The organism is Mesorhizobium sp. M1307 (genome assembly GCF_040318155.1).
GTDB lineage: Bacteria > Pseudomonadota > Alphaproteobacteria > Rhizobiales > Rhizobiaceae > Mesorhizobium.
Map to the genome: position 1 here is coordinate 26,211 of NZ_JAMYLR010000036.1, position 23,153 is coordinate 49,363.

Annotated in this window: 19 protein-coding genes; all 19 read left to right on the forward strand. The window is 63.9% G+C overall.

The features are described from left to right. Nucleotides 1-226 precede the first annotated feature (226 nt). Nucleotides 227-685 (forward strand): division/cell wall cluster transcriptional repressor MraZ, encoded by a 459-nt coding sequence (mraZ, locus tag NKH16_RS27075; RefSeq protein ID WP_254818997.1) that lies wholly within the window; start codon nt 227-229, stop codon nt 683-685. After that, nucleotides 682-1,713: a 16S rRNA (cytosine(1402)-N(4))-methyltransferase RsmH gene (rsmH, locus tag NKH16_RS27080; protein WP_352589451.1), complete on the forward strand. Its 1,032-nt coding sequence runs from the start codon at nt 682-684 to the stop codon at nt 1,711-1,713. The genes mraZ and rsmH overlap by 4 nt, the downstream gene beginning before the upstream one ends. Before the next feature lie 4 nt (nt 1,714-1,717). After that, on the forward strand, nt 1,718-2,095 hold the full coding sequence (gene ftsL / locus NKH16_RS27085; RefSeq protein ID WP_023676771.1) for a cell division protein FtsL: 378 nt from the start codon (nt 1,718-1,720) through the stop codon (nt 2,093-2,095). Between the two features lie 14 nt (nt 2,096-2,109). Continuing rightward, on the forward strand, nt 2,110-3,837 hold the full coding sequence (locus NKH16_RS27090) for a peptidoglycan D,D-transpeptidase FtsI family protein (protein ID WP_352453152.1): 1,728 nt from the start codon (nt 2,110-2,112) through the stop codon (nt 3,835-3,837). A gap of 54 nt (nt 3,838-3,891) precedes the next feature. Continuing rightward, nucleotides 3,892-5,346: a UDP-N-acetylmuramoyl-L-alanyl-D-glutamate--2,6-diaminopimelate ligase gene (locus tag NKH16_RS27095; RefSeq protein WP_352453153.1), complete on the forward strand. Its 1,455-nt coding sequence runs from the start codon at nt 3,892-3,894 to the stop codon at nt 5,344-5,346. Then, nucleotides 5,343-6,776, forward strand: coding sequence for a UDP-N-acetylmuramoylalanyl-D-glutamyl-2,6-diaminopimelate--D-alanyl-D-alanine ligase (locus NKH16_RS27100; RefSeq protein WP_352589457.1), 1,434 nt, complete (start codon nt 5,343-5,345; stop codon nt 6,774-6,776). The genes NKH16_RS27095 and NKH16_RS27100 overlap by 4 nt, the downstream gene beginning before the upstream one ends. Nucleotides 6,777-6,800: 24 nt before the next feature. Continuing rightward, nucleotides 6,801-7,883, forward strand: a complete 1,083-nt coding sequence (gene mraY / locus NKH16_RS27105; protein WP_023676767.1) for a phospho-N-acetylmuramoyl-pentapeptide-transferase — start codon at nt 6,801-6,803, stop codon at nt 7,881-7,883. An 8-nt stretch (nt 7,884-7,891) separates the two neighbouring features. Beyond that, nucleotides 7,892-9,292, forward strand: a complete 1,401-nt coding sequence (gene murD, locus NKH16_RS27110) for a UDP-N-acetylmuramoyl-L-alanine--D-glutamate ligase (RefSeq protein ID WP_352589460.1) — start codon at nt 7,892-7,894, stop codon at nt 9,290-9,292. Next, nucleotides 9,292-10,443 carry a putative lipid II flippase FtsW gene (gene ftsW, locus NKH16_RS27115; protein ID WP_023676765.1) on the forward strand — a complete coding sequence of 384 codons (1,152 nt, stop codon included), beginning with the start codon at nt 9,292-9,294 and terminating at the stop codon, nt 10,441-10,443. The genes murD and ftsW overlap by 1 nt, the downstream gene beginning before the upstream one ends. Nucleotide 10,444: 1 nt before the next feature. Next, entirely contained in the window at nt 10,445-11,572 is a 1,128-nt protein-coding gene (gene murG, locus NKH16_RS27120) for an undecaprenyldiphospho-muramoylpentapeptide beta-N-acetylglucosaminyltransferase (protein ID WP_352742473.1), read from the forward strand. Further along, nucleotides 11,569-12,975 (forward strand): UDP-N-acetylmuramate--L-alanine ligase, encoded by a 1,407-nt coding sequence (gene murC / locus NKH16_RS27125; protein WP_352456166.1) that lies wholly within the window; start codon nt 11,569-11,571, stop codon nt 12,973-12,975. Before murG ends, murC begins: the two co-directional genes overlap by 4 nt. Further along, nucleotides 12,972-13,937, forward strand: coding sequence for a UDP-N-acetylmuramate dehydrogenase (murB, locus tag NKH16_RS27130; RefSeq protein WP_031211769.1), 966 nt, complete (start codon nt 12,972-12,974; stop codon nt 13,935-13,937). Before murC ends, murB begins: the two co-directional genes overlap by 4 nt. A 314-nt stretch (nt 13,938-14,251) precedes the next feature. Then, nucleotides 14,252-15,178 carry a D-alanine--D-alanine ligase gene (locus NKH16_RS27135; protein WP_352742471.1) on the forward strand — a complete coding sequence of 309 codons (927 nt, stop codon included), beginning with the start codon at nt 14,252-14,254 and terminating at the stop codon, nt 15,176-15,178. Continuing rightward, nucleotides 15,166-16,107, forward strand: coding sequence for a cell division protein FtsQ/DivIB (locus tag NKH16_RS27140; RefSeq protein WP_352742469.1), 942 nt, complete (start codon nt 15,166-15,168; stop codon nt 16,105-16,107). Before NKH16_RS27135 ends, NKH16_RS27140 begins: the two co-directional genes overlap by 13 nt. Next, nucleotides 16,104-17,411, forward strand: a complete 1,308-nt coding sequence (gene ftsA / locus NKH16_RS27145) for a cell division protein FtsA (protein WP_352902759.1) — start codon at nt 16,104-16,106, stop codon at nt 17,409-17,411. Before NKH16_RS27140 ends, ftsA begins: the two co-directional genes overlap by 4 nt. Nucleotides 17,412-17,478: 67 nt before the next feature. Further along, complete coding sequence (gene ftsZ, locus NKH16_RS27150; protein ID WP_352742467.1) at nt 17,479-19,149, forward strand: cell division protein FtsZ; 1,671 nt, start codon at nt 17,479-17,481, stop codon at nt 19,147-19,149. 279 nt (nt 19,150-19,428) lie between these two features. Further along, the gene (lpxC, locus tag NKH16_RS27155) at nt 19,429-20,376 is read left to right on the forward strand and encodes a UDP-3-O-acyl-N-acetylglucosamine deacetylase (protein WP_254818982.1); all 948 of its coding nucleotides are present in this window, start codon (nt 19,429-19,431) and stop codon (nt 20,374-20,376) included. Between the two features lie 204 nt (nt 20,377-20,580). Next, the gene (locus NKH16_RS27160; RefSeq protein ID WP_023676756.1) at nt 20,581-21,450 is read left to right on the forward strand and encodes an outer membrane protein assembly factor BamD; all 870 of its coding nucleotides are present in this window, start codon (nt 20,581-20,583) and stop codon (nt 21,448-21,450) included. 13 nt (nt 21,451-21,463) lie between these two features. Next, nucleotides 21,464-23,137 (forward strand): DNA repair protein RecN, encoded by a 1,674-nt coding sequence (gene recN / locus NKH16_RS27165; protein ID WP_352742466.1) that lies wholly within the window; start codon nt 21,464-21,466, stop codon nt 23,135-23,137. Nucleotides 23,138-23,153: the final 16 nt, after the last annotated feature.

Here is a 23,153-nt window from a genome sequence, read left to right on the forward strand (position 1 = left end):
GACTGTTCCCGTTGACGCCCATAACACCCCATGATATCCCATTCCGATACTCAAGCCTTCGTTCCGTGTCAGGGTGAAGCGTACGCCAATCGGGCAGCCGCGGCGGCTGCGCGTTTGCCTGCGTTCGCCCGTCACAACGAAGCGGGTTTTGGACGTCGACCGGGCTGGGGCGGCGCGGACAGGAAGATGCAGAGGGGTGCGGCGGCGCAAGCGGCCGTAACGCGTAATGGACCGGTTTCTGTCGAACGCGGTGAACAGGATCGATGCGAAGGGACGAGTGTCCGTGCCGGCGCATTTCCGTGCCGTTGTGCAGAAACGCGGCTATTCGGAACTTTATGCGCTACGCTGCCTGGATCGCCCGGCGATGGATGTCGGTGGGCTCGACCTGCTCGATCGCTACGAGCAGCGTATCGCCCAGGAAGACCCGTTCCTGCAGACGGCGGACGACATGTCGTTCTTCTGCCATGGCGATGGAACGTTTCTGAAGCTCGACCAGGACGGCCGTATCACGATGAGCGATTTCATTCGCGAGCATACCGGCATTTCAGCGGAAGTGGCCTTCGTTGGCCGGGGCAATTTCTTTCAGATCTGGGAGCCGGGACGGCTCAGCGCCTACGGGACGGAAGCACGCGCCCGGCTTTTGCAGCTTCGGCAGGGGACGAAGCCCGGGGAGCGGCCGGAATGATGGCGGGCGACGGCGATGAAGTTCATGCCGCTGGCGGACCAGCCCGTCACATTCCGGTCCTCCTTGCCGAAGTTCTGGAGGCGCTGGCCCCGACAAAAGGCGAGGTGATCGTCGACGGCACGTTCGGTGCCGGCGGCTACACTAAGGCCATTCTGGCAAGCGGAGCCTCGGTCGTCGCCATCGACCGCGATCCGGATGCGATCGCGGCGGGGCGGGCCCTTGAACAGCAGTCCGGCGGCAAGCTCAGGCTTGTCCAGGCACCGTTCTCGACGCTCGACGAGCAGGTTGAAAGTGCCGATGGCGTCGTGCTCGACATCGGCATCTCCTCCATGCAGATCGACCAGCCGGAGCGCGGCTTTTCATTCCGGGCCGATGGACCGCTCGACATGCGCATGGCGCAGGCGGGCCTGAGCGCCGCCGATGTCGTCAACACCTTCAAGGTGGGCGATCTTGCCCGCATCTTCGGTTTTCTCGGCGAGGAACGCCATGCCGGGCGCATCGCCCGCATGATCGAGAGCCGTCGCGAAAAACGCCCCTTCGAGCGCACGCTCGACCTTGCCGATGCCATCGAGACGCATATCGGTCGCGCGCCGAAAGACAAGATCCATCCGGCCACCCGCGTTTTCCAGGCGCTGCGCATCTTCGTCAATGACGAACTCGGCGAACTGGCCAAGGCACTGTTTGCCGCCGAGCGCGCGCTGAAACCGGGCGGGCGGCTTGTCGTGGTGACCTTCCATTCCCTCGAGGACCGCATCGTCAAGCGCTTCATCGCCGACAGAGCCGATTCAGCGACCGGATCGCGGCACCTGCCCGAGGCGCAGGCGCGCACCGCCACCTTCACCAAGAAGGGCGGCGGCGTGACGCCTGGCGATGCCGAGATATCGGCAAATCCGCGGGCGCGCTCGGCAAGGCTGCGCACTGCAATCCGTACAGAGGCGCCGGCGCGTGCCGGCGATTTTTCGATTTTCGGCCTGCCAAAACTGCCTGGCCCAAAGCTTCCCGGCGCCGATCGACCGGGAGAGAGGTGAGCACGTGTTTCGTACCAGCGACATAGTCCTGATCGCCGTCATGGTTTCGGCGGCTGCCCTGACCTACAAGACCAAGCGCGAGGCCGAGGAGCAACTGGCGGCAGTGCACAAGATCCAGGCGCAGATCCGTTATGAGGAGGACACGATCGACCTGCTCAAGGCGGACTGGAGCCTGCTTACCCAGCCGTCGCGCCTGCAGAAGCTCACCGAAATCTACAAATCGCAACTCGGACTCGAGCCGGTCAATGCGCGGCAGATCGTCGGGCTGGACGATCTGCCGGCGAAACCCGTCAACATCGAGGACCTTTCATCGCAGCGGCTGGGCGGCATGGCCGATATCGGCGGCAAAGATCCCGTGGTGACCGGAGGCATCGTCCAATGATCACCGGATTTCCAATGGCTGCCAGATTTCCAAAGATTGGCAGGCTGCTGAAGAGCGGTTCACAGGCCGGTGCAGGCGGATCGATCGTGGTCGAAGGTGCCCGCAAGGCGACCGGTGGCAAGGGCAGGACCCGCATCGTCATGACCATGGCGGTGTTCTTCGGCATCTATTCGACCATTGCCGGGCGGCTGGTCTATCTGGGTTTCCAGAATCCCGACCTGTCGGGCGGCCCGCAGAGCCGGGTGACGGCATCGCGACCCGACATCGTCGACCGTAACGGCGAAGTGCTGGCGACCGACATCAAGACCGCGTCGCTGTTTGCCGAACCGCGCCGCATCGTCGATGCCGACGAGGCGATCGAAAAGCTGTCGACGGTGCTTCCCGAGATCGACTACGAGCAGACATATAACAAGCTGAAGAGCGGCGCCGGGTTCGTCTGGCTGCAGCGGCAACTGACGCCGAAGCAGCAGGCCGACATCATGCAACTCGGCATCCCCGGATTCGGCTTTCGCACCGAAAAGCGCCGGTTCTATCCGGCCGGCGAAACCTCGTCCTACATTGTCGGCCTCACCAACATCGACAATCAGGGCATCTCCGGCATGGAGAAATACATCGACGAACAGGGCTTGAGCGATCTTCAGGCGTCGGGCCTCGCGGTGGCCAAGGATTTGAAGCCGGTGCAGCTCTCGATCGACCTGCGCGTCCAGCATATCGTGCGCGACGAGGTCGCCACCGGCATGGAAAAGTACCACGCCATCGCGGCGGGCGCCGTCGTGCTCAACGTCAAGACCGGCGAGGTGCTGGCGATGGCGTCGGTTCCGGATTTCGATCCGAACAACCCCTATAACGCGCAGGACAAGGACCGGCTCAACCGTATGTCGGCCGGCCTCTATGAAATGGGGTCGACCTTCAAGAGCTTCACCACTGCCATGGCGCTCGATTCCGGCAAGATAACGCTGCAAAGCCGTTTCGACGCGTCGCGCCCGATCAGGATCGGCCATCAAACCATCCATGATTTCCATGGCAAGGGCCGGGTACTGTCGGTGCCGGAAGTGTTCATCTACTCCTCCAATATCGGCTCTGCCAAGGAAGCCGAAGCGGTTGGCATCGACGGACACCGCGAATTCCTGCATCGCCTGGGAATCCTCGAGAAGATGCAGACCGAACTGCCGGAAGTCGCTCGGCCGACCGAGCCCAAGGTCTGGAAGCAGGTCAATTCGATCACCATCGCCTTCGGCCACGGTGTGTCGACGACGCCGCTGCAGACAGCGGTCGGCTGCGCCGCGCTGATGAATGGCGGCTATCTGATGGACCCGACCTTCCTGCCGCGCACGCAGGAGCAGGCGATGGCGGTGGCCAAGAAAGTGGTCAGCGACAAGACGGTCGAGGGCATGCGCTATCTCTATGCACTCAATGCCGAAAAGGGATCCGGCCGCAATGCACGGGTGCCAGGATACCGGGTGGGCGGCAAGACGGGAACGGCGGAGAAGGTTGTCAACGGCCGTTACTCGAAGGAAAAGAATTTCAACGCCTTCGTTGCGGCTTTCCCGATGGACGATCCGCAATACATAGTGCTTACGATCGCCGACGAACCGAGGCCGGAAAAGCCCGGCATGGGTGCTACGGCCGCCTCGAACGCGGGCATCATGGCTGCAAACATCATCCGACGTGCGGCTTCCATGCTTGGCGTGAAGCCAGATTTCAGCCATGAAAATGGTGCAACGCTGGTTTCCTATCAGTGATTCTTGGGGCGCGCCGGCAACTGCGCGCTATTTTGTTGCGATGAACGGGGTTCGATGAAGCTGAAAAATCTAGCCGGTATCCTGCCTGTCGAAGGGACAGCTTCCTTCGATATGGAGGTTACAGGGATTTCGTCGGATTCCCGCCAGGTAACACGGGGCGTCGTCTTTTTCGCGCTCAGCGGCTCCAAGGCGGATGGCGCAGCCTACGCAGCCGATGCCGCGAGCCGAGGCGCTGCAGCGATCGTGGTCGGCAAGGGCAGTGCCGTCGCCGGGCTGCCAATCCCGGTTCTTGTCGTAGACGATCCGCGCCTTGCACTGGCGCTGAGTGCTGCACGTTTTTTCGGCATGCAACCGCAAACCATGGTCGCGGTGACCGGAACCAGCGGCAAGACCTCGGTCGCCGCATTCACCCGGCAGATATGGGAGCAGGCGGGTTTCGCCGCCGCCTCGATCGGCACGACCGGCGTGGTGGCGCCGGGCCGCAACGAATATGGCTCGCTGACCACGCCGGATCCGGTGGCACTGCACAGGCTGCTCAAGGAGCTGGCGGAGGCCGGCGTCACCCACGCCTCGATGGAAGCGTCCAGCCATGGCCTCGACCAGCGCCGGCTCGACGGCGTCAAGCTTGCGGCCGGCGGCTTCACCAATCTCGGCCGCGACCATATGGACTATCATCCGACGGTCGAGGACTATCATCGCGCCAAATTGCGTCTGTTCGACGCGCTGCTGCCGAAGGGCGCGCCGGCGGTCATCTTTGCCGACGACCCGTGGTCGGAGCCGACGATCAAGGCGGCGCGGGCAGGGGGACTGAATGTGCTGACGGTCGGCCGCCACGGCGATTTCCTGCGGCTGAAGCGGGTCGAGCACGAGCGCCACCGCCAGCGCGCCGAGGTCGAAGCGGACGGCGTTCTCCATGAAGTCGACTTGCCGCTGGCCGGCGACTTCCAGATTGCAAATGCGCTGGTGTCGGCCGGCCTCGCCATTTCGACTGGAACATCTGTTGCCAAGGCGTTGATGGCGCTGGAGAAATTGAAGGGCGCGCCGGGACGGCTCGACCTTGTCGGGACGGCCGCCAACGGCGCGCCGGTCTATGTCGACTACGCGCACAAGCCGGATGCGCTGGAAAACGTGCTGGCTTCGGTGCGCCCCTTTACCACCGGCCGCGTCATCGTCGTATTCGGTTGCGGCGGCGACCGGGACCGAGGCAAGCGGCCGATCATGGGCGAGATCGCCACAAGACTGGCCGACGTGGTCATCGTCACCGACGACAATCCCCGCTCGGAAGTACCCGAGACGATCCGCGCCGCGATCCTGGAGGCCGCACCCGGCGCCATCGAGATCGGCGACCGGCGCAAGGCCATCCACGAGGCGGTCGGGATGCTTCACGCTGGCGACACGCTGATCGTGGCCGGCAAGGGCCATGAGGAAGGCCAGACCATCGGCACCGAGACGCTGCATTTTTCCGATCATGAGGAAGTTCGCTCGGCGCTGCGGGAGCAAGCGGCGTGAGCTATCTGTGGACCTCCGAGGCGCTGGTTGCCGCCATGGATGGCCGGCCGCTCGGTCCGATGCCTGAAGGCATCGCCGGCATTTCCATCGACAGCCGCAGCCTGCAGCCGGGAGACGCTTTCTTCGCCATCAAGGGCGAGGCCATGGACGGCCATGATTTCGTCACGGCTGCCATCAAGGCGGGCGCCGGCGTGCTGGTCGTCGCCGAGGGCAAGCTGCCGTCGCTGGGGCGGCTGACTGCACCGATGATCGTCGTGGAGGACGTGCTTGTCGCTCTGGAAAAGCTCGGCGTTGCGGCGCGCGCACGCTCAAAGGCCAGGGTCATTGCCGTGACCGGATCGGCGGGCAAGACCACCACCAAGGAAGCGCTACGCCACGCTCTCTCCGCGGTCGGTACGGTGCATGCATCGGCCCAGTCGTTCAACAATCACTGGGGCGTGCCGCTGACGCTGGCGCGCATGCCGCAGGATTGCGACTATGCCGTCTTCGAGATCGGCATGAACCATCCCGACGAGATCCGGCCGCTGGTCAAGATGGTCCGGCCGCATGTCGCCATCGTCACGTTGATCGCGGCCGCTCACCTCGGCTTCTTCCGCAACCTGGACGAGATCGCCAAGGCCAAGGCGGAGGTTTTCGAGGGACTGGAGCCCGGTGGCGCCGCCCTTCTCAACCGCGACGATGCGCGCTGGAAGCTGCTGGAGAAGATGGCCAAAGAGGCCGGCGTCGAGCATGTCTACGGGTTCGGCGAGAATGCCCGGGCGACCTTCAAACTGATCAAATGCGAGCTCAATGCCGATCACTCGGTCATCACCGCCAAGATTGGCGGGCACGAGATTGTCGCCAGGATCGGCGCGCCGGGCCGCCATATGGTGCAGAACGTGCTCGCGGTTCTTGGTGCCGCGCATCTGGTCGGCGCCGACGTTAACAGGGTTGCGCAGGCGCTGGCCGATCTTTCGCCCGAACGCGGACGCGGCAAGCGCTATGTGTTGCGTCACCCCAACGGGCCGATCACGCTGATCGACGAGAGCTACAACGCCAATCCCGCGTCGATGAGGGCTGCAATGGCACTGCTCAACACGACGCCGGTGTCGGGCGAGGGCAGGCGCATTGCCGTGCTCGGCGATATGCTCGAGCTCGGCAGCCATTCGGCGAAATTGCATGCCGCGCTTGCCGGTCTGATCGTCGGCACCGACACGCGCACGGTCTTTCTCGGCGGCCCGGAGATGCGGGCGCTGGCCGACGTTTTGCCCGGCGAGATCAGGACGGAGTACCGCGCCGGTGCGGAAGATCTGAAACCGGTTCTTCTATCGGAATTAAAGCCCGGCGACGTGGTCATGATCAAATCGTCGAAGGGCATAGGCTTTTCAAAGCTGGTCGAGGCGTTGCTCGGCAAGTTTCCGGCGGAAGCCACAACCAGCAGACAGACCTAGGATCGGTCCGGGGGACGCAAGCGCATGCTAACACTGCTCGTCGAATTTGCGGACAAGATCTCGGTCTTCAACGTCTTCCGCTACATAACATTCCGCACCGGCGGAGCGCTGATCACAGCGGCGCTGATCGTGTTCATCTTCGGACCGACCATCATCAATTCGCTGCGGCTGCGGCAAGGCAAGGGCCAGCCGATCCGTGCCGACGGGCCGCAGACGCATTTCAAGAAGGCGGGAACGCCGACAATGGGCGGACTGATGATCCTGTCCGGCATCGTCGGTTCGTCGCTGCTGTGGGCGAACCTGTCGAGCATCTACGTCTGGGTGGTCCTGCTGGTGACGCTGGGATTCGGCTCGATCGGCTTTTACGACGATTATCTCAAAGTAACCAAGCAATCGCATCTCGGCTTTTCCGGCAAGGCGCGGCTGGGGCTCGAATTCGTCATCGCCGGCATCGCCGCCTGGGTGATCATGCATAACGGCCAGGCGCCGTTCTCGTCATCGTTGACATTCCCTTTCGCCAAGGAGTTTCTCGTCAATCTCGGCTGGTTCTTCATCCCGTTCTCGTGCTTCGTCATCGTCGGCGCCGGCAATGCGGTGAATCTGACCGACGGTCTCGACGGGCTGGCGATCGTGCCGATCATGATCGCAGCCGCATCCTTCGGCGTCATCGCCTATCTCTCCGGCAACGCGGTGTTCGCCGAATATCTGCAGATCCATTTCGTGCCCGGCACCGGTGAACTTGCGGTGGTCCTTGGAGCGGTGATCGGCGCCGGTCTCGGTTTCCTCTGGTTCAATGCGCCGCCGGCGGCGATCTTCATGGGCGACACCGGCTCGCTGGCGCTGGGTGGGCTGATCGGCACGGTCGCGGTGGCGACCAAGCACGAGATCGTGCTGGTCATCGTCGGCGGCCTGTTCGTCGTCGAGATATTCTCGGTCATCATCCAGGTCGGCTACTTCAAGATGACCGGCAAGCGCGTCTTCCTGATGGCGCCGATCCACCATCATTTCGAAAAGCTCGGCTGGACCGAAAGCCAGGTGGTGATCCGCTTCTGGATCATCGCCGTCATCCTGGCGCTGGTCGGCCTGTCGACCCTGAAGCTCAGATAGGAGGCCGCTTGATCCCCGCCGCATCCTTTTCAGGCAAGCGCGTTTCGCTCTTCGGGCTCGGTGGCTCGGGGATTGCCACGGCGCGCGCGCTGATCGAGGGCGGCGCGGATGTGCTGGCCTGGGACGACAATCCCGATAGCGTCGCCAAGGCCGGCGCGGTCGGCATCACGACAGCGGACCTGCGCGGTGCGGACTGGGCGAGGTTTTCCGCCTTCGTGCTGTCGCCCGGCGTGCCGCTGACGCATCCCAAGCCGCACTGGACCGTCGAGCTGGCGCGGGGCTCAGGCGTGGAGATCATCGGCGACATCGAGCTTTTCTGCCGCGAGCGGATGCTGCTGGCACCGGCAGCACCTTTCATTGCCATTACCGGCACCAACGGCAAGTCGACGACCACGGCACTGACGGCGCACATCCTAAAATCGGCTGGGCGCGACACGCAGATGGGCGGCAATATCGGCCGCGCGGTGATGACGCTCGATCCGCCGCAGCCTGAACGGCACTATGTGGTTGAGTGCTCTTCCTACCAGATCGATCTTGCCCCTTCGATCAATCCGACGGCCGGTGTGCTGCTCAACCTGACGCCGGACCATCTCGACCGCCATGGCACGATGCAACACTACGCCTCGATCAAGGAGCGGCTGGTGGCCGGCAGCGAGACGGCAATCATCGGTGTCGACGATTCCTGGTGCGCCCAGATCGCCGATCGGCTGGAGCGGGCCGGCCGGCAGGTCATCCGCGTCTCCAAGCGCCTGCCGCTGACCGACGGTTATTTCGCTGACGGCACCAACTTAATGGAAGCCGTGCACGGCCGCTACAGCCGTGTCGCCTTCCTCGAAGACATCGGCTCGTTGCGCGGCCAGCACAATGCGCAGAACGCGCTGGCCGCCGCCGCCGCCTGCCTCAAGGTCGGGCTCGAGCTCGGCGAGATCCAATCCGGACTGGAGAGTTTCCCTGGGCTGGCGCACCGCATGGAGCAAGTCGGCCGCAAAGGGCATGTGCTGTTCGTCAACGATTCCAAGGCGACCAATGCCGATGCCGCTGCACCGGCGCTGTCGAGCTTTGCGCGTATCTACTGGATTGCCGGCGGCCTGCCGAAAGAGGGCGGCATCGAGCCGTTACGCGGCTTCTTCCCGCGCATCGCCAAGGCCTATCTGATCGGCGAAGCCGCACCGGCCTTTTCGGCGACGCTGGGCGAAGCGGTGCGCTACGAGATATCAGGCACGTTGGCGGCGGCAGTCGAACACGCCGCCCGCGATGCGGCCAGGGATAGTAGCGGCGAGGCAGTGGTGCTGCTGTCGCCGGCCTGCGCCAGTTTCGACCAGTTCAAGAATTTCGAAGTCCGCGGCGAGGCGTTCAGGCAAGCCGCAACCGCCATTGATGGCGTGAAGCCCATCGGAGGGACACGATAATGCAAAGCCGTCTCGACAAAAGCCCTGTGGCGACCTGGTGGTGGACGATCGATCGCTGGTTCCTGGCGGCGTTCCTGTCGCTGATGGGGCTCGGCATCGTTTTGTCCTTCGCCGCAAGCCCGGCGGTGGCCGAGCGCATCGGGCTCGACAGTTTCCACTTCGCGACACGCCAGATTATCTTCACCATTCCGGCGCTTGGGGTAATGCTGGCCGTCTCGTTCCTTGAATCCAGGCAGATCCGGCGCATGGCGCTGGTCATGTTGTGCATCATGCTGTTTCTGATGGTGGCGGTGCTCTATATCGGCGTCGAGGTGAAGGGCGCGCGGCGCTGGGTGTCGCTAGCCGGCCTGTCGATCCAGCCGTCCGAGTTCCTGAAACCGGCCTTCGTCATCATCTGCGCCTGGCTGTTCGCCGAGCACAAGCGCCAGCCCGACATTCCGGGCAATTTGTTCGCCATGTTGCTGCTTGCACTGGTCATCTCGCTGCTGGTGGCGCAGCCTGACCTTGGGCAGACCATGCTGGTGCTCGGCACCTGGGGGGTGATGTTCTTCATGGCCGGATTGCCGTGGCTGTGGATCGTCGCGCTGGGTGCTGCAGGCGTCGGCGGCGTGTTCGCCGCCTATGCAGTGTTCCCGCACGTTGCCGGCCGTATCGACCGCTTCATGACCGGCGAGGGCGACACGTTCCAGGTCGACATGGGCCGCGAGGCGCTGATCAATGGCGGCTGGTTCGGCGTCGGGCCGGGCGAGGGCACCGTCAAACGGGTCATCCCCGACAGCCATGCCGACTTCGTCTTCTCGGTCGCCGGCGAGGAATTCGGGCTGATCATGTGCTTCTTCATCATGTCCATCTTCGGGTTCATCGTGCTGCGCGGCCTCAACACGGCACTCAAGGAGCAGGACGATTTCACACGCTATGCGGTTGGCGGCTTGGTCACGGTCTTCGGCCTGCAGTCGGTCATCAACATGGCCGTCAATCTGCAGCTGATGCCCGCCAAGGGCATGACGCTGCCGTTCATTTCCTACGGCGGTTCCTCGCAGATCGCGATCGCCATCTCGATGGGCATGGTGCTGGCGCTGACGCGCAAGCGCCCGGAAAAGCGCAAGCAGCTGGGCTTCATGCCGTCGCCGCGTGCGATGCCGGCGGAGTGAGATGGCCAAGGGGGTCATCCTTCTGGCGGCGGGCGGAACGGGCGGACATCTGTTCCCGGCCGAGGCACTGGCGCACGAACTGACCGGGCGCGGCTGGGCGGTGCACCTGGCGACGGACGAACGCGCCGAGCGCTTTGCCGGGCAGTTCCCGGCGGCCGCCATCCATCCGATCCAGTCGGCGACGATGGGGTCGAAAAATCCTTTTGCCGTGCTCGCCGCATTTTGGAAAATCTGGCGCGGGGTGCGGCAGGCATCGGCCGTCATCGCCAGCGTCAAGCCCGCCATCGTAGTCGGCTTCGGCGGCTATCCGACGCTGCCGCCGCTCTATGCCGCGACCCGGCGCAAGGTGCCGACGCTGATCCACGAGCAGAACGCGGTGATGGGCCGTGCCAACCGGGCGCTCGCCGGCCGCGTCGACGCTATTGCCGGTGGTTTCCTACCGGAAGACACAAGTGCTACAGGCGTCAAGACGGTGACCACCGGCAATCCGGTCAGGCCGCAAGTGCTGGAAGCGGCGAAGACGCCTTATGCCGCATCGGCCGGTGAAGAGCCGTTCCGATTTCTGGTGTTTGGCGGCAGCCAAGGCGCGCAGTTCTTTTCCGATGCGGTGCCGGCGGCGATCGCCCGGCTTTCCGATGCACAGCGCAGGCGGCTGGCGATCACCCAGCAGGCGCGCGCCGACGATGTGCCGCGGGTGAAAGCGGCCTATGCCACGCTTGACATCGAGGCCGAGGTGTCGCCCTTCTTCACCGACATGGCGGCGCGGCTGGCGGCGGCGCATCTGGTGATGTCGCGCTCCGGCGCATCGACCGTATCGGAAATCGCGGTGATCGGCCGGCCGGCGCTGCTGGTGCCTTATCCGCACGCGCTCGACCACGACCAGGCGGCGAATGCGGCGGCCCTTGCGGCAGCGGGCGGCGCCGAGGTGCATCCGCAATCCACGCTTTCGGCGGAGCGGATCGCCGTGCTTGTCGGCGGGCTGATGGATGATCCAGGCAAGGCGGCGACAATGGCCGCGGCGGCGAAATCGTCCGGAAAACCGGATGCCGCGCGGTTGCTCGCCGATCTGACAGAGGCTATTGCGTCCAGGAAATCCGTTTCGGAATTCAGGAAGGAGACGCACGCATGAAGATGCCACAGACGATCGGCCTCGTGCATTTCATCGGCATTGGCGGCATCGGCATGAGCGGCATCGCCGAGGTGCTGCACAATCTCGGCTACAAGGTGCAGGGATCCGATCAGGCCGACAGCGCCAATGTGCAGCGGCTGCGCGACAAGGGCATCGAATGCTTCGTCGGCCATCAGGCCGAAAACCTCGGCGAGGCCGAAGTGGTCGTCGTCTCCACCGCAATCAAGAAATCCAACCCGGAGCTGAAGGCGGCGAGAGAGAAGTTGCTGCCGATCGTGCGGCGCGCCGAAATGCTGGCCGAGCTGATGCGCTTCCGGCAGGCGGTCGCGATCGGCGGCACGCATGGCAAGACGACGACGACTTCGATGGTGGCGACGCTACTCGAAGCCGGCGGGCTCGACCCGACGGTAATCAATGGCGGCATCATCAATGCCTATGGCACCAATGCCCGCATGGGAGACGGCGAATGGATGGTGGTCGAGGCCGACGAGAGCGACGGCACCTTCCTCAAGCTGCCGGCCGAGATTGCCGTCGTCACCAATATCGACCCCGAGCACCTCGACCATTACGGCTCCTTCGACAAAGTGCGCGAAGCGTTTCGTCAGTTCGTCGAGAATGTGCCGTTCTACGGCTTTGGTGTGATGTGCACCGACCACCCCGAGGTGCAGGCGCTGGTCGCCCGCATCGAGGACCGGCGCGTCATCACCTATGGCGAAAATGCGCAGGCCGACGTGCGCTTCACCAATCACCGCATGGACGGCCCGACCTCGGAATTCGACGTGGTGATCCGCGACCGCAAGACGCACGGCCAGATAACGATATCAGGCCTGCGGCTGCCCATGCCCGGGCGCCACAATGTCTCCAATGCGACGGCGGCGATTGCCGTCGCGCATGAGCTCGGCCTTTCGGCTGAGGCAATCAAGAAGGGCCTGTCGTCTTTCGCGGGCGTCAAGCGGCGCTTCACCCATACCGGTTCGTGGAACGGTGTCGATGTGTTCGACGATTACGGTCATCATCCGGTCGAGATCACGGCGGTACTGAAGGCTGCGCGCAGCGCTACCAAGGGTCGCATCATCGCCGTTACCCAACCGCATCGCTTCACCCGGCTGCGCGATCTGTTCGACGAGTTTTCCGTCTGCTTCAACGACGCCGATACGGTAATGGTGGCGCCCGTCTATGCAGCCGGCGAGGAACCGATCGACGGCGTCACGTCCGACGCACTGGTGTCGCGCATCCGCTCCGGCGGCCATCGCGACGCACGCTACATCGAAGGTCCGGCGGCGATTGCGCCGATCGTGCGCGAGGTGGCGAAGCCGGGCGATTTCGTCGTCTTCCTCGGCGCCGGCAACATCACCCAATGGGCCTATGCGCTGCCCAAGGAACTCGGCGGGACCATCTCATGATGCGCGGCCAGGCGTTGATCGAGAAGCTTGGCGACCGGCTTGCCGGACTGCGCGGCCGCATCACGCCCAATGCCGAGATGGACAAGATCACCTGGTTTCGAGCCGGCGGGCTCGCGGACGCATTGTTCCAGCCGGCCGACGAGGACGATCTTGCCACGTTCCTGAAGGCGGTGCCGGAGGAAATTCCGCTGACCATCGTCGGCGTCGGCTCGAACCTGCTTGTCCGTGACGGCGGCATTGCGGGCTTTGTCATCCGGCTTTCGGCCAAAGGCTTTGGCGAGACCGAAGTGATTGCGCCGACCACGATCAAGGCGGGCGCCGCGACACCCGACAAGCGCCTTGCGGCCGTTGCCTACGAGGCCGGCATCGGTGGCTTTCATTTCTACCACGGCATTCCCGGCGCCATTGGCGGAGCGCTGAGGATGAACGCCGGCGCCAATGGCGTCGAGACGCGCGAGCGCGTGGTCGAGGTGCGGGCACTCGACCGCAAGGGCAATGTTCATACGCTGAGCAATGCCGATATGGGCTATGCCTATCGCCATTCAGCGGCGCCGTCCGGGCTGATCTTCACGTCGGCGCTGCTCGAAGGCATTCCTGAGGACAAGGCGGCGATCAAGGCCGCGATGGATGCTGTCCAGAACCATCGCGAGACCGTGCAGCCGATCCGCGAAAAGACCGGTGGCTCTACCTTCAAGAATCCTGAGGGCACCTCGGCCTGGAAGGAGATCGACAAGGCCGGCTGCCGCGGCCTGATGGTTGGTGGGGCGCAGATGTCGCCGATGCATTGCAACTTCATGATCAACACCGGAACCGCCACGGGCTACGAGCTTGAATATCTCGGTGAGACGGTGCGTGCGCGCGTGCTCGAAAGATCAGGCATCCGGCTGCAGTGGGAGATCAAGCGCATCGGTAATTTTCGGCCGGGCCATGCCGTCCAGGAATTTCTCGGGCAGTTGCTTTAGGCAAGCTGACCGCCGTTGCCTTTCGGACTCATGAATTCACATTTTGCTGCCGTTTTTGCGGAAAGTGAATCCATCGGAATCGTAAGCACTTGCCAGCGAATCAACTCTCTGATTCTCTGCCCTGAAGCGTTTCCTGATTTGAGTCGTTTCGACGCGTTACTCGCGTTTCCGTCTGGGGGGCAACCTGCCGGGAGACTCGGACTCAATGTTGCGGAAACACGGGAGCGAAGTTGCTCGGGCGCATTTGAGTGCGCGCGATGCTTTTCGGGGCATGCGCGATGGTGCAGGCCTGCTGTGAGAGGAAATGACGGGGAATGACAAGCAAGCATGTGGCCGTCCTTCTGGGGGGATTCTCGTCCGAGCGGCCCGTGTCCCTGTCGTCGGGTAAAGCCTGCGCCGATGCGCTCGAGGGAGAGGGCTACCAGGTCACCCGCGTCGACGTCTCGCGCGACATCGGCTCGGTGCTCGCCGAGCTCAAGCCTGACGTCGTCTTCAATGCGCTGCACGGCCCCTTCGGCGAGGACGGCACCATCCAGGGCATCCTCGAGTACCTCGCCATTCCGTACACCCATTCCGGCGTGCTTGCCTCGGCGCTTGCGATGAACAAGGAACAGGCCAAGAAGGTCGCGAAGGCGGCCGGCGTTCCGGTGGCGGAGTCGAAGGTGGCCAATCGCTTCGCCATCCAGAACAAGCACCCGATGAAGCCGCCCTATGTCGTCAAGCCGGTCAACGAAGGATCGAGCTTCGGTGTCGTCATCGTGCATGAAGGCCAGTCGCATCCGCCGCAGATCATCGGCTCGTCCGAGTGGAAATATGGCGATACGGTCATGGTCGAGCGTTATGTGCACGGGCGGGAATTGACCTGCGCGGTGATGGGCGATGTGGCGCTCGGTGTCTGCGAGATCATCCCGACCGGCCATTCCTTCTACGACTATGATTCAAAATACGTCGCGGGCGGATCAAAACACGAATGCCCGGCAAAACTTTCACCGAATATTTACCAAAAAATACAGACACTGGCGCTCAAGGCTCATCAAGCCATCGGCTGTCGGGGCGTTTCCCGGTCGGACTTCCGTTATGACGATCGTCACTCCGAAAACGGCGAAATTGTCTGGCTCGAGGTCAACACCCAGCCGGGTATGACGCCGACGTCTTTGGTGCCGGAAATCGCCGCGCAAGCGGGACACTCGTTCGGCGATTTGTTGAGTTGGATGGTGGAGGACGCTTCGTGTCTGCGTTGAAGTGGGGACAGGGCAAGGGGAAGGGCACGGCCGGGCCGGCGCTGTTCGGCATGCCGTTGTCGTTCGACCATTTCGTGCTGCCGCGCCTGCTCCGCCGGCCGGTGCGCGTGCTGGCGCGCCTCGGCGAAGGCGACTTCGAAGCGCCGCCCTATTGCGCTGCCATGCTGTCGGCGGCACTGCTTGTTTCGAGCAGTGCCTATGGCGCCTATCTCGGCGGATATTCCGACGCCATCGTCCAGAGTGTCACCGCCCGCACCGGCTTTGCCGTCGACCAGGTCAAGGTCGTCGGCAACCGCGAAACGTCCGAGATAGATATTCTCGACAGGCTGGAACTCGACGGCTGGACCTCGCTGATCGGCTTCGATGCCGAAGCCGCGCGCGAACGCATCACCACGCTACCCTGGGTCGAAGCCGCGGCAGTGCGCAAGGTCTACCCGCATACGCTGGAAGTGCGCGTCGAGGAGCGCGAGCCGTTCGCGCTGTGGCAGCAAGGCAGCGCGCTTTCGGTCATCGAGAAATCCGGCACCGTCATTGCGCCGTTCTCCGGCGGCAAGCAGATATTGCTGCCGCTGATCATCGGCACCGGCGCACCGGCCAAAGCGCCGGATTTCCTGGCCAAGATCAAGAATTATCCGGAGCTCGCCGCGCGGATCAAGGGCTATATCCGCATCGGCGAACGGCGCTGGGATCTCAAGCTTGAAAACGGCATCACGATCAAGCTCCCCGAAGACGGTGAGGATCAGGCGATTGCCGACCTGGTCAGGATGGATCACGAGAACGGGCTTTTGACGCGCGACATCGCCGCCGTCGACATGCGCCTTTCCGATCGTCTGGTCGTCCAGTTGACGCCGGAAGCGGCGACACAGCGCCAAGCCGCGCTCGACGAAAAGCCCAAGATGCTGAAGCGCAAGCCGGAGACGAAGATATGAGCTGGCTTGGCGGCAATAGCGATGCCTCGTCGCGCCGGTCCGGCATCCTGACGGTGCTGGATGTCGGCTCCAGCAAGGTCTGCTGCGTGGTGGCCAAACTCAAGCCGCGCGACGATGGCAAGCTGCTGCGCGGCCGCTCGCATCGCGTCCAGGTGATCGGCATCGGCCACCAGAAATCGCAAGGCGTGAAATCGGGCGTCGTCATCGATCTCGACCGTGCCGAGCACGCCATCCGTCTTGCCGTCGACGCCGCCGAACGCATGGCGGGACTGACGGTCGATTCGCTGATCGTCAACATGACTGCCGGCCGGCTGAAGAGCGAGGCTTTTTCGGCCACCATCAATCTCGGCGGCCATGAGGCCGACGAGGCCGACATCAAGCGGGTGCTTGCCGCCGGCGCCAAGCAGGCGTTGCGGGCCGAGCGCGAGGTGATCCATTCGCTTCCCGTAGCCTTTTCGCTGGATGCCGAGCGCGGTGTGCGCGATCCGCGCGGCATGGTTGGCGACCAGCTTGGCGTCGACATGCACGTGCTGACAGGCGACGCAGCGCCCTTGCGCAATCTGGAGCTCTGCATCAACCGCTCGCATCTGTCGGTCGAACGCATGGTGGCGACGCCCTATGCCAGTGGGCTTGCTGCGCTGGTCGACGACGAGCTCGAAATGGGCGCGGCCTGCATCGACATGGGCGGCGGCACGGCGACGATCTCGGTGTTTTCGGAAGGCAAGTTCGTCCATGGCGATGCCATCGCGATCGGCGGCAACCACGTCACGCTGGATATGGCCAAGGGCCTGTCGACCTCGCTCGATGCCGCCGAAAGGCTGAAAGTGATGCATGGCTCGGCGCTGCCTGGCAGTGCCGACGACCGCGACCTGGTTTCCATCCATCCGATCGGCGAGGACGGCGAGGTGCCGTTGCAGATCCCGCGCTCGGTGATGACGCGCATCATCCGCGCTCGCATCGACGAGACGCTGGAATTGTTGCGCGACCGGCTGAACAAGTCCGGCTACGGCAATGCCGTCGGCAAGCGTGTGGTGCTGACCGGCGGCGCCAGCCAGCTTGCCGGCCTGCCAGAAGCAGCACGCCGCATTCTCGGCCGCAATGTGCGCATCGGACGCCCGCTTGGCGTGGCAGGCCTGCCCGAGGCGGCCAAGGGGCCGGCTTTTTCGACGCCCGTCGGGCTTCTGATCTACCCGCAGATGGCGAGCTTCGAGAGCCGCCCGGCGAAGGGAATTTCCGGTCTTCGGATGACCGGAACAGGCGGAAAACTGCATCGAATGAGTCAGTGGTTGAGAGACAGTTTTTAATTTGACGGGGACAGCCCCATAGGCGGCCGCGGCGGCGAAGCGGCGGGAAAGGCAAAGGACGAAGACAATGACCATCAATCTGCAGAAGCCGGACATCACCGAGCTCAAGCCGCGCATCACCGTGTTCGGTGTCGGCGGCGGCGGCGGCAATGCCGTCAACAACATGATCACCGCCGGCTTGCGCGGCGTTGAGTTCGTGGTGGCCAACACCGACGCGCAGGCACTGACGATGTCGAAGGCCGAGCGGCTGATCCAGCTCGGCGCGCATGTCACCGAGGGTCTCGGCGCCGGATCGCAGCCTGAAGTCGGGCGCGCGGCGGCGGAGGAATGCATCGACGAGATCATCGATCATCTCTCCAACACGCATATGTGCTTCGTCACTGCCGGCATGGGCGGCGGCACCGGCACCGGGGCGGCTCCCGTCGTTGCCCGCGCTGCCCGCGAAAAGGGTATCCTCACCGTCGGCGTCGTCACCAAGCCGTTCCACTTCGAAGGCCAGCGCCGCATGAAGACGGCCGACATGGGTATCGAGGAACTGCAGAAATGCGTCGATACCCTGATCGTCATTCCCAACCAGAACCTGTTCCGGCTGGCCAATGACAAGACCACCTTCGCCGATGCCTTCGCCATGGCCGACCAGGTGCTCTATTCGGGCGTTGCCTGCATCACCGACCTGATGGTCAAGGAAGGCCTGATCAATCTCGACTTCGCCGACGTCCGCTCGGTCATGCGCGAAATGGGCAAGGCGATGATGGGGACTGGCGAGGCTTCGGGCGAGGGCCGTGCAATGGCCGCGGCGGAAGCCGCCATCGCCAACCCGCTGCTCGACGAGACCTCGATGAAGGGCGCCAAGGGCCTGCTGATCTCGATCACCGGCGGCCGCGACCTGACCCTGTTCGAAGTCGATGAGGCGGCAACCCGCATTCGCGAAGAGGTCGACCAGGATGCCAACATCATTCTCGGCGCCACTTTCGACGAGGAACTCGAAGGCGTTATCCGCGTGTCGGTGGTCGCCACCGGCATCGACAAATCGGCCGCCGAAATCGCTGCCGCGCCGATCGCTATCCGCACGGCTCCGCCGAAGCCGGTCAGCCGCCCGGCGGCTCAGGTCACGGAAATGCGCCCGGCGCCTGTCCAGCAGCCGATCTATGAACCACGTGCTGCCGATCCGGTCGCCGAGGCCATTCAGCTCGCCGAGGCGAATGCGGCAGCGATGGCGCAGGCCCGCCCGGCACCGGTCGCCCATGCGGAAGACTTCCGCCCGCAGAGCAAGATCTTCCAGGCGCCTCCCGCTCAGCCGCAGCCGATGATGCAGCCAGCGGTTCAGCAAGCGATGCAGCCGGCTCCGCATCGTGAAATGCCGCACCCGGTTGCCGCAGCGCCCCAGCGCATGCCGCGGGTCGAGGATTTCCCGCCGCAGGTGAAGGCCGAAGTGGAAGCCAAGGCCCGCCCCGCCGACCACGAGAACAGCGGCCCGATGGGGTTGCTCAAGCGCCTGACCAACGGTCTGACCCGCCGCGAAGAGGAGCCTGCACGGCTGCAGCCGGCGCAGCCGCGCGAACCGAAACTGCGCCAGGCGCCGGCCGAAGTGCGCCGCCTAGCCAGCCAGGATCCGCAGCTTTACGCGCCGCGCCGCGGCCAGCTGGACGAGCAGGGCCGCCTGACGCCGCAGAGCCGGGCTGTCCAGGAAGACGATCAGTTGGAGATTCCCGCCTTTCTGCGCCGACAGGCCAATTGATCTGTTAACGGTTCGTAACAGTTGTTAACAGGCGAGCAGGAGACTGTTCGCCTGTTAACGTTAAAAACGATTTCAGAACAAGGACTTATGAGGCGTTCCCTCTCGGGACCGCAGTTACAAAGAGTAAGAAACCGTGATTTGGAGACTCCCCGCGGGACCATTATCTTCGCCACCGACCAAAGTCGGTTTGCTGGGAGTCTCGGGGAAGTGGCCCTGCCTGCCGATCAATCAAGAGCCGCGCCCTCAGGGCAGACGAAGCGGACCTAGGCAGTACGGGCTATGGGGATTGTTTTGCACGACTATCAGACGACACTTAAATCGCGCGCGACGCTGACTGGCATCGGCGTTCACAGTGGCAATCCGGTCACCGTCCATTTCCTGCCGGCGGATGCCGATACGGGTGTCGTCTTCCAGCTTTCGAATGCAAGCGGAAGCCACGAATTTCGCGCGCTCGTCTCCGAGGTCGGCGCCACCGATCTCTGCACCATGCTTGGCGATCCGCAAGGCGAGCACATTGCCACGGTCGAGCATCTGATGGCGACGCTTTTCGGGCTTGGAATCGACAATCTCGTCATCGAAATCGACGGCCATGAGGTGCCTATCCTCGACGGCAGCGCAGTGATGTTCGTCGAGGCCATTGACCAGGCAGGCATCGAAACGCTGCCGGTCAAGCGCCGCTACATCAGGGTGGTCAAGCCGGTTCGCATCGAGAACGGCGCCTGCTGGGCGGAGTTCAGGCCCTATGACGGCACGCGCTTCGAGATCGAGATCGATTTCGAAAGCCCGGCGATCGGGCGCCAGCTTTTTGCATCCGACATGAACGCCGACATTTTCCGCCGCGACGTCGCGCGGGCCCGCACTTTCGGTTTCATGAAGGACGTCGAGCGGCTGTGGGCGGCCGGCTATGCGCTCGGCTCGTCTTTGGAAAACTCCCTGGTGATCGGCGACGACAACCGCGTGATCAACATGGGAGGCCTGCGCTATCCCAACGAGTTCGCGCGCCACAAGACGATGGATGCGATGGGCGACCTGGCGCTCGCCGGTGCCCGGTTCATCGGCTGCTTCCGCTCCTATCGTGGCGGCCACAGGCTGAACGCAGCTGCGCTGCGCCGTCTCTTGTCCGACCGTTCGGCTTTCGAGATCGTTGAGACGACGCGCCGCGAGCGCGGGCGTACCGCCGAGATGAGCGCCGTCAACGCACCCCTCTACGCACCCTGGATGATCTGATTCTTAAGGTCTTGCGGCTCCCGTTGCGGTCAAGCTGTGTTGCATGGATGCATCACCGGCCGGCCAAATTACACAGCTTTCCAGGTGGCGCCAAACCGCCACAAAAATGTGCGATTGGCCGGGGATAGCGTTGCCGGGCAAGGCAATTATGGTTTATGGCTGCTGCCGTCGACTGAAATGACGCCGAAAGGGCGGAATCCAAACATGTTTTTCAAGCGAGTTGGTCAATCGAAGGCGCTGCGGCGGGCTGTTTTCCTGGCGCTTTCGGTGGTCGTTCCATCGCTGTTTCTGTCGGCCTGCATGTCGTCCGAGAAGGACGTCGATCTGTCGACCTATGTCGATCAGACCGAGCCGGCCGACGTGCTCTACAATCAGGGTCTCGCCAATCTGAATGCCGGGCGACTGCAGGAGGCAAGCCGCAAGTTCGATGCCGTCGACCGCCAGCATCCCTATTCCGAATTCGCCCGCAAATCGATGGTGATGGGTGCCTTTGCCGACTACCGTCAGGGCAATTACGACGAGGCGATCGGTTCGGCCAAGCGCTACCTGACCCTTTATCCGTCGACCGACGATGCAGCCTATGCCCAGTACATTATCGGGCTGAGCTACTACCGTCAGATCAAGGACGTCACCCAGGACCAGAAGGAAGCGCGTCTTACCGTGCAGACGATGCAGGACCTCGTGACGCGCTGGCCCACGTCCGAATATGCCGACGACGCAAAGGAGAAGATCCGCTTCGCCAACGATCAGCTCGCCGGCAAAGAGATGCAGATCGGCCGCTATTATCTCGAGCGCCGCGAATACATCGCGGCCGTCAAACGGTTCCGTAACGTCGTGGAGAACTATTCCAACACACGTCATGTCGAGGAAGCGCTGGCGCGTCTTACCGAGAGCTACTATGCGATGGGGCTGACGTCGGAAGCGCAGACCGCTGCGGCCGTGCTCGGCACCAACTATCCCGATAGCCAGTGGTACAAGGACTCCTACAAGCTCCTGCAGAGTGGTGGGCTCGAGCCGCGCGAGAATGCCGGATCGTGGATCTCCAAGGCCGGGAAGCTGATCACCGGCGCCTGAGCGGCGCGTCCCCATGCTCTCCAGACTGTCGATCCGCGATATCGTTCTGATCGAGAAGCTGGACATCGACTTCTCGTCCGGCCTTTCGGTCCTTACCGGCGAAACCGGCGCCGGAAAGTCCATCCTGCTCGACGCTTTGTCACTGGCGCTTGGCGCCCGCGGCGACGCTTCGCTGGTGCGGCATGGCGCGGCACAAGGCCAGATCATCGCCGTGTTCGACGTGCCGCGCAACCACGCGGCTCGCATGCTGCTTGCCGAGAATGCCATCGAGGACGACGGCGACATCATCCTGCGCCGCGTCCAGACGGCTGACGGCCGCACGCGCGTGTTCGTCAACGACCAGCCGTCCAGCGTGACGCTGATGCGCGACATCGGCCGTGCGCTGGTCGAGATCCACGGCCAGCACGACGAGCGCGCTTTGGTCGATCCCGGCGCCCATCGCGAGTTGCTCGACAGTTTCGGCGGCCATCTCGGCGCTGCTCGGGCAACCGGCGAGGCGTGGCGGCATTGGCGTACCTGCGAGCAGGAATTTTCACGGCACCGGGCCAAAGTCGAGGCAGCTGCCCGTGAGGCCGATTATCTGCGTGCAGCGGTCGCCGAATTGACCAGGCTCGATCCGCAACCGGGCGAAGAGACCGAGCTGGCCGAACTGCGCGCCGCGATGATGCGAGCGGAAAAGATCGCCTCGGAAATCCACGACGCCCAGGATGTGCTCTCGGGCCCGTCCTCGCCCTTGCCGCAGTTGGCCAGCCTGCTCAGGCGACTGCAGCGCAAGGTGACGGAAGCGCCCGGCTTGCTCGAGGACGTCGTCAAATCGCTCGACGAAGCGATGCTGTCGCTCGACGCGGCGCAGTCGGGCGTCGAAGCCGCACTGCGCGCCACCGAACATGATCCGCAGCGGCTGGAGAAAGCCGAGGAGCGGCTGTTTTCGCTGCGTGCCGCCTCGCGCAAGCACAGCGTCGCCGTCGACGACCTGGCGCAATTGCGTGACACCATGGCGGCCGATCTTGCCGATCTCGACGCCGGCGAGGAGCGCCTGCAGGCGCTGGAGAAACAGGCTGCGGCGGCGCGCCAGGCCTATGACACTACGGCGGCCCAGCTGTCGTCGCTTCGCCATGCGGCGGCCGTCGGGCTGACCAAGGCGGTAATGGCCGAACTGCCGGCGCTGAAGCTCGAACGGGCCGAATTCATCGTCGAGATCGCAAGCGATGCCGAGAGCCGCATGGAAGAAGGCATCGACCAGGTCGAGTTCTGGGTGCGCACCAATCCCGGCACCAGGCCCGGCCCAATGATGAAAGTCGCTTCCGGCGGCGAGCTTTCGCGCTTCCTGCTGGCGTTGAAGGTAGCACTCGCTGACCGGGGCTCGGCGCCGACCTTGGTCTTCGACGAAATCGACACCGGCGTCGGCGGTGCGGTTGCCGACGCCATCGGCCAGCGGCTGGCGCGGCTGGCAAAACGCGTGCAGGTGCTTTCGGTCACGCATGCACCACAAGTGGCGGCGCGCGCGGCGACGCATTTCCTGATCTCCAAATCAGGCGGGGCCGACCGGGTCTCGACCGGCATCGCCGAGATGGACCGGGCGGCGCGGCAGGAAGAGATCGCACGCATGCTCGCCGGTGCCACCATCACCGACGAGGCGCGCGCGGCGGCCGAGCGGCTGCTACGGGAGAACACCGCGGCAGCCTAGAGCGTTTCATCGTTTC

Bases quoted from the DNA above. Each gene is read 5' to 3' on its own strand.
- mraZ (WP_254818997.1), top strand. From the start codon at position 227: ATGGACCGGTTTCTGTCGAACGCGGTGAACAGGATCGATGCGAAGGGA.
- rsmH (WP_352589451.1), top strand. From the start codon at position 682: ATGATGGCGGGCGACGGCGATGAAGTTCATGCCGCTGGCGGACCAGCC.
- NKH16_RS27090 (WP_352453152.1), top strand. From the start codon at position 2,110: ATGGCTGCCAGATTTCCAAAGATTGGCAGGCTGCTGAAGAGCGGTTCA.
- NKH16_RS27095 (WP_352453153.1), top strand. From the start codon at position 3,892: ATGAAGCTGAAAAATCTAGCCGGTATCCTGCCTGTCGAAGGGACAGCT.
- mraY (WP_023676767.1), top strand. From the start codon at position 6,801: ATGCTAACACTGCTCGTCGAATTTGCGGACAAGATCTCGGTCTTCAAC.
- ftsW (WP_023676765.1), top strand. From the start codon at position 9,292: ATGCAAAGCCGTCTCGACAAAAGCCCTGTGGCGACCTGGTGGTGGACG.
- murG (WP_352742473.1), top strand. From the start codon at position 10,445: ATGGCCAAGGGGGTCATCCTTCTGGCGGCGGGCGGAACGGGCGGACAT.
- murC (WP_352456166.1), top strand. From the start codon at position 11,569: ATGAAGATGCCACAGACGATCGGCCTCGTGCATTTCATCGGCATTGGC.
- murB (WP_031211769.1), top strand. From the start codon at position 12,972: ATGATGCGCGGCCAGGCGTTGATCGAGAAGCTTGGCGACCGGCTTGCC.
- NKH16_RS27135 (WP_352742471.1), top strand. From the start codon at position 14,252: ATGACAAGCAAGCATGTGGCCGTCCTTCTGGGGGGATTCTCGTCCGAG.
- ftsA (WP_352902759.1), top strand. From the start codon at position 16,104: ATGAGCTGGCTTGGCGGCAATAGCGATGCCTCGTCGCGCCGGTCCGGC.
- ftsZ (WP_352742467.1), top strand. From the start codon at position 17,479: ATGACCATCAATCTGCAGAAGCCGGACATCACCGAGCTCAAGCCGCGC.
- lpxC (WP_254818982.1), top strand. From the start codon at position 19,429: ATGGGGATTGTTTTGCACGACTATCAGACGACACTTAAATCGCGCGCG.
- NKH16_RS27160 (WP_023676756.1), top strand. From the start codon at position 20,581: ATGTTTTTCAAGCGAGTTGGTCAATCGAAGGCGCTGCGGCGGGCTGTT.
- recN (WP_352742466.1), top strand. From the start codon at position 21,464: ATGCTCTCCAGACTGTCGATCCGCGATATCGTTCTGATCGAGAAGCTG.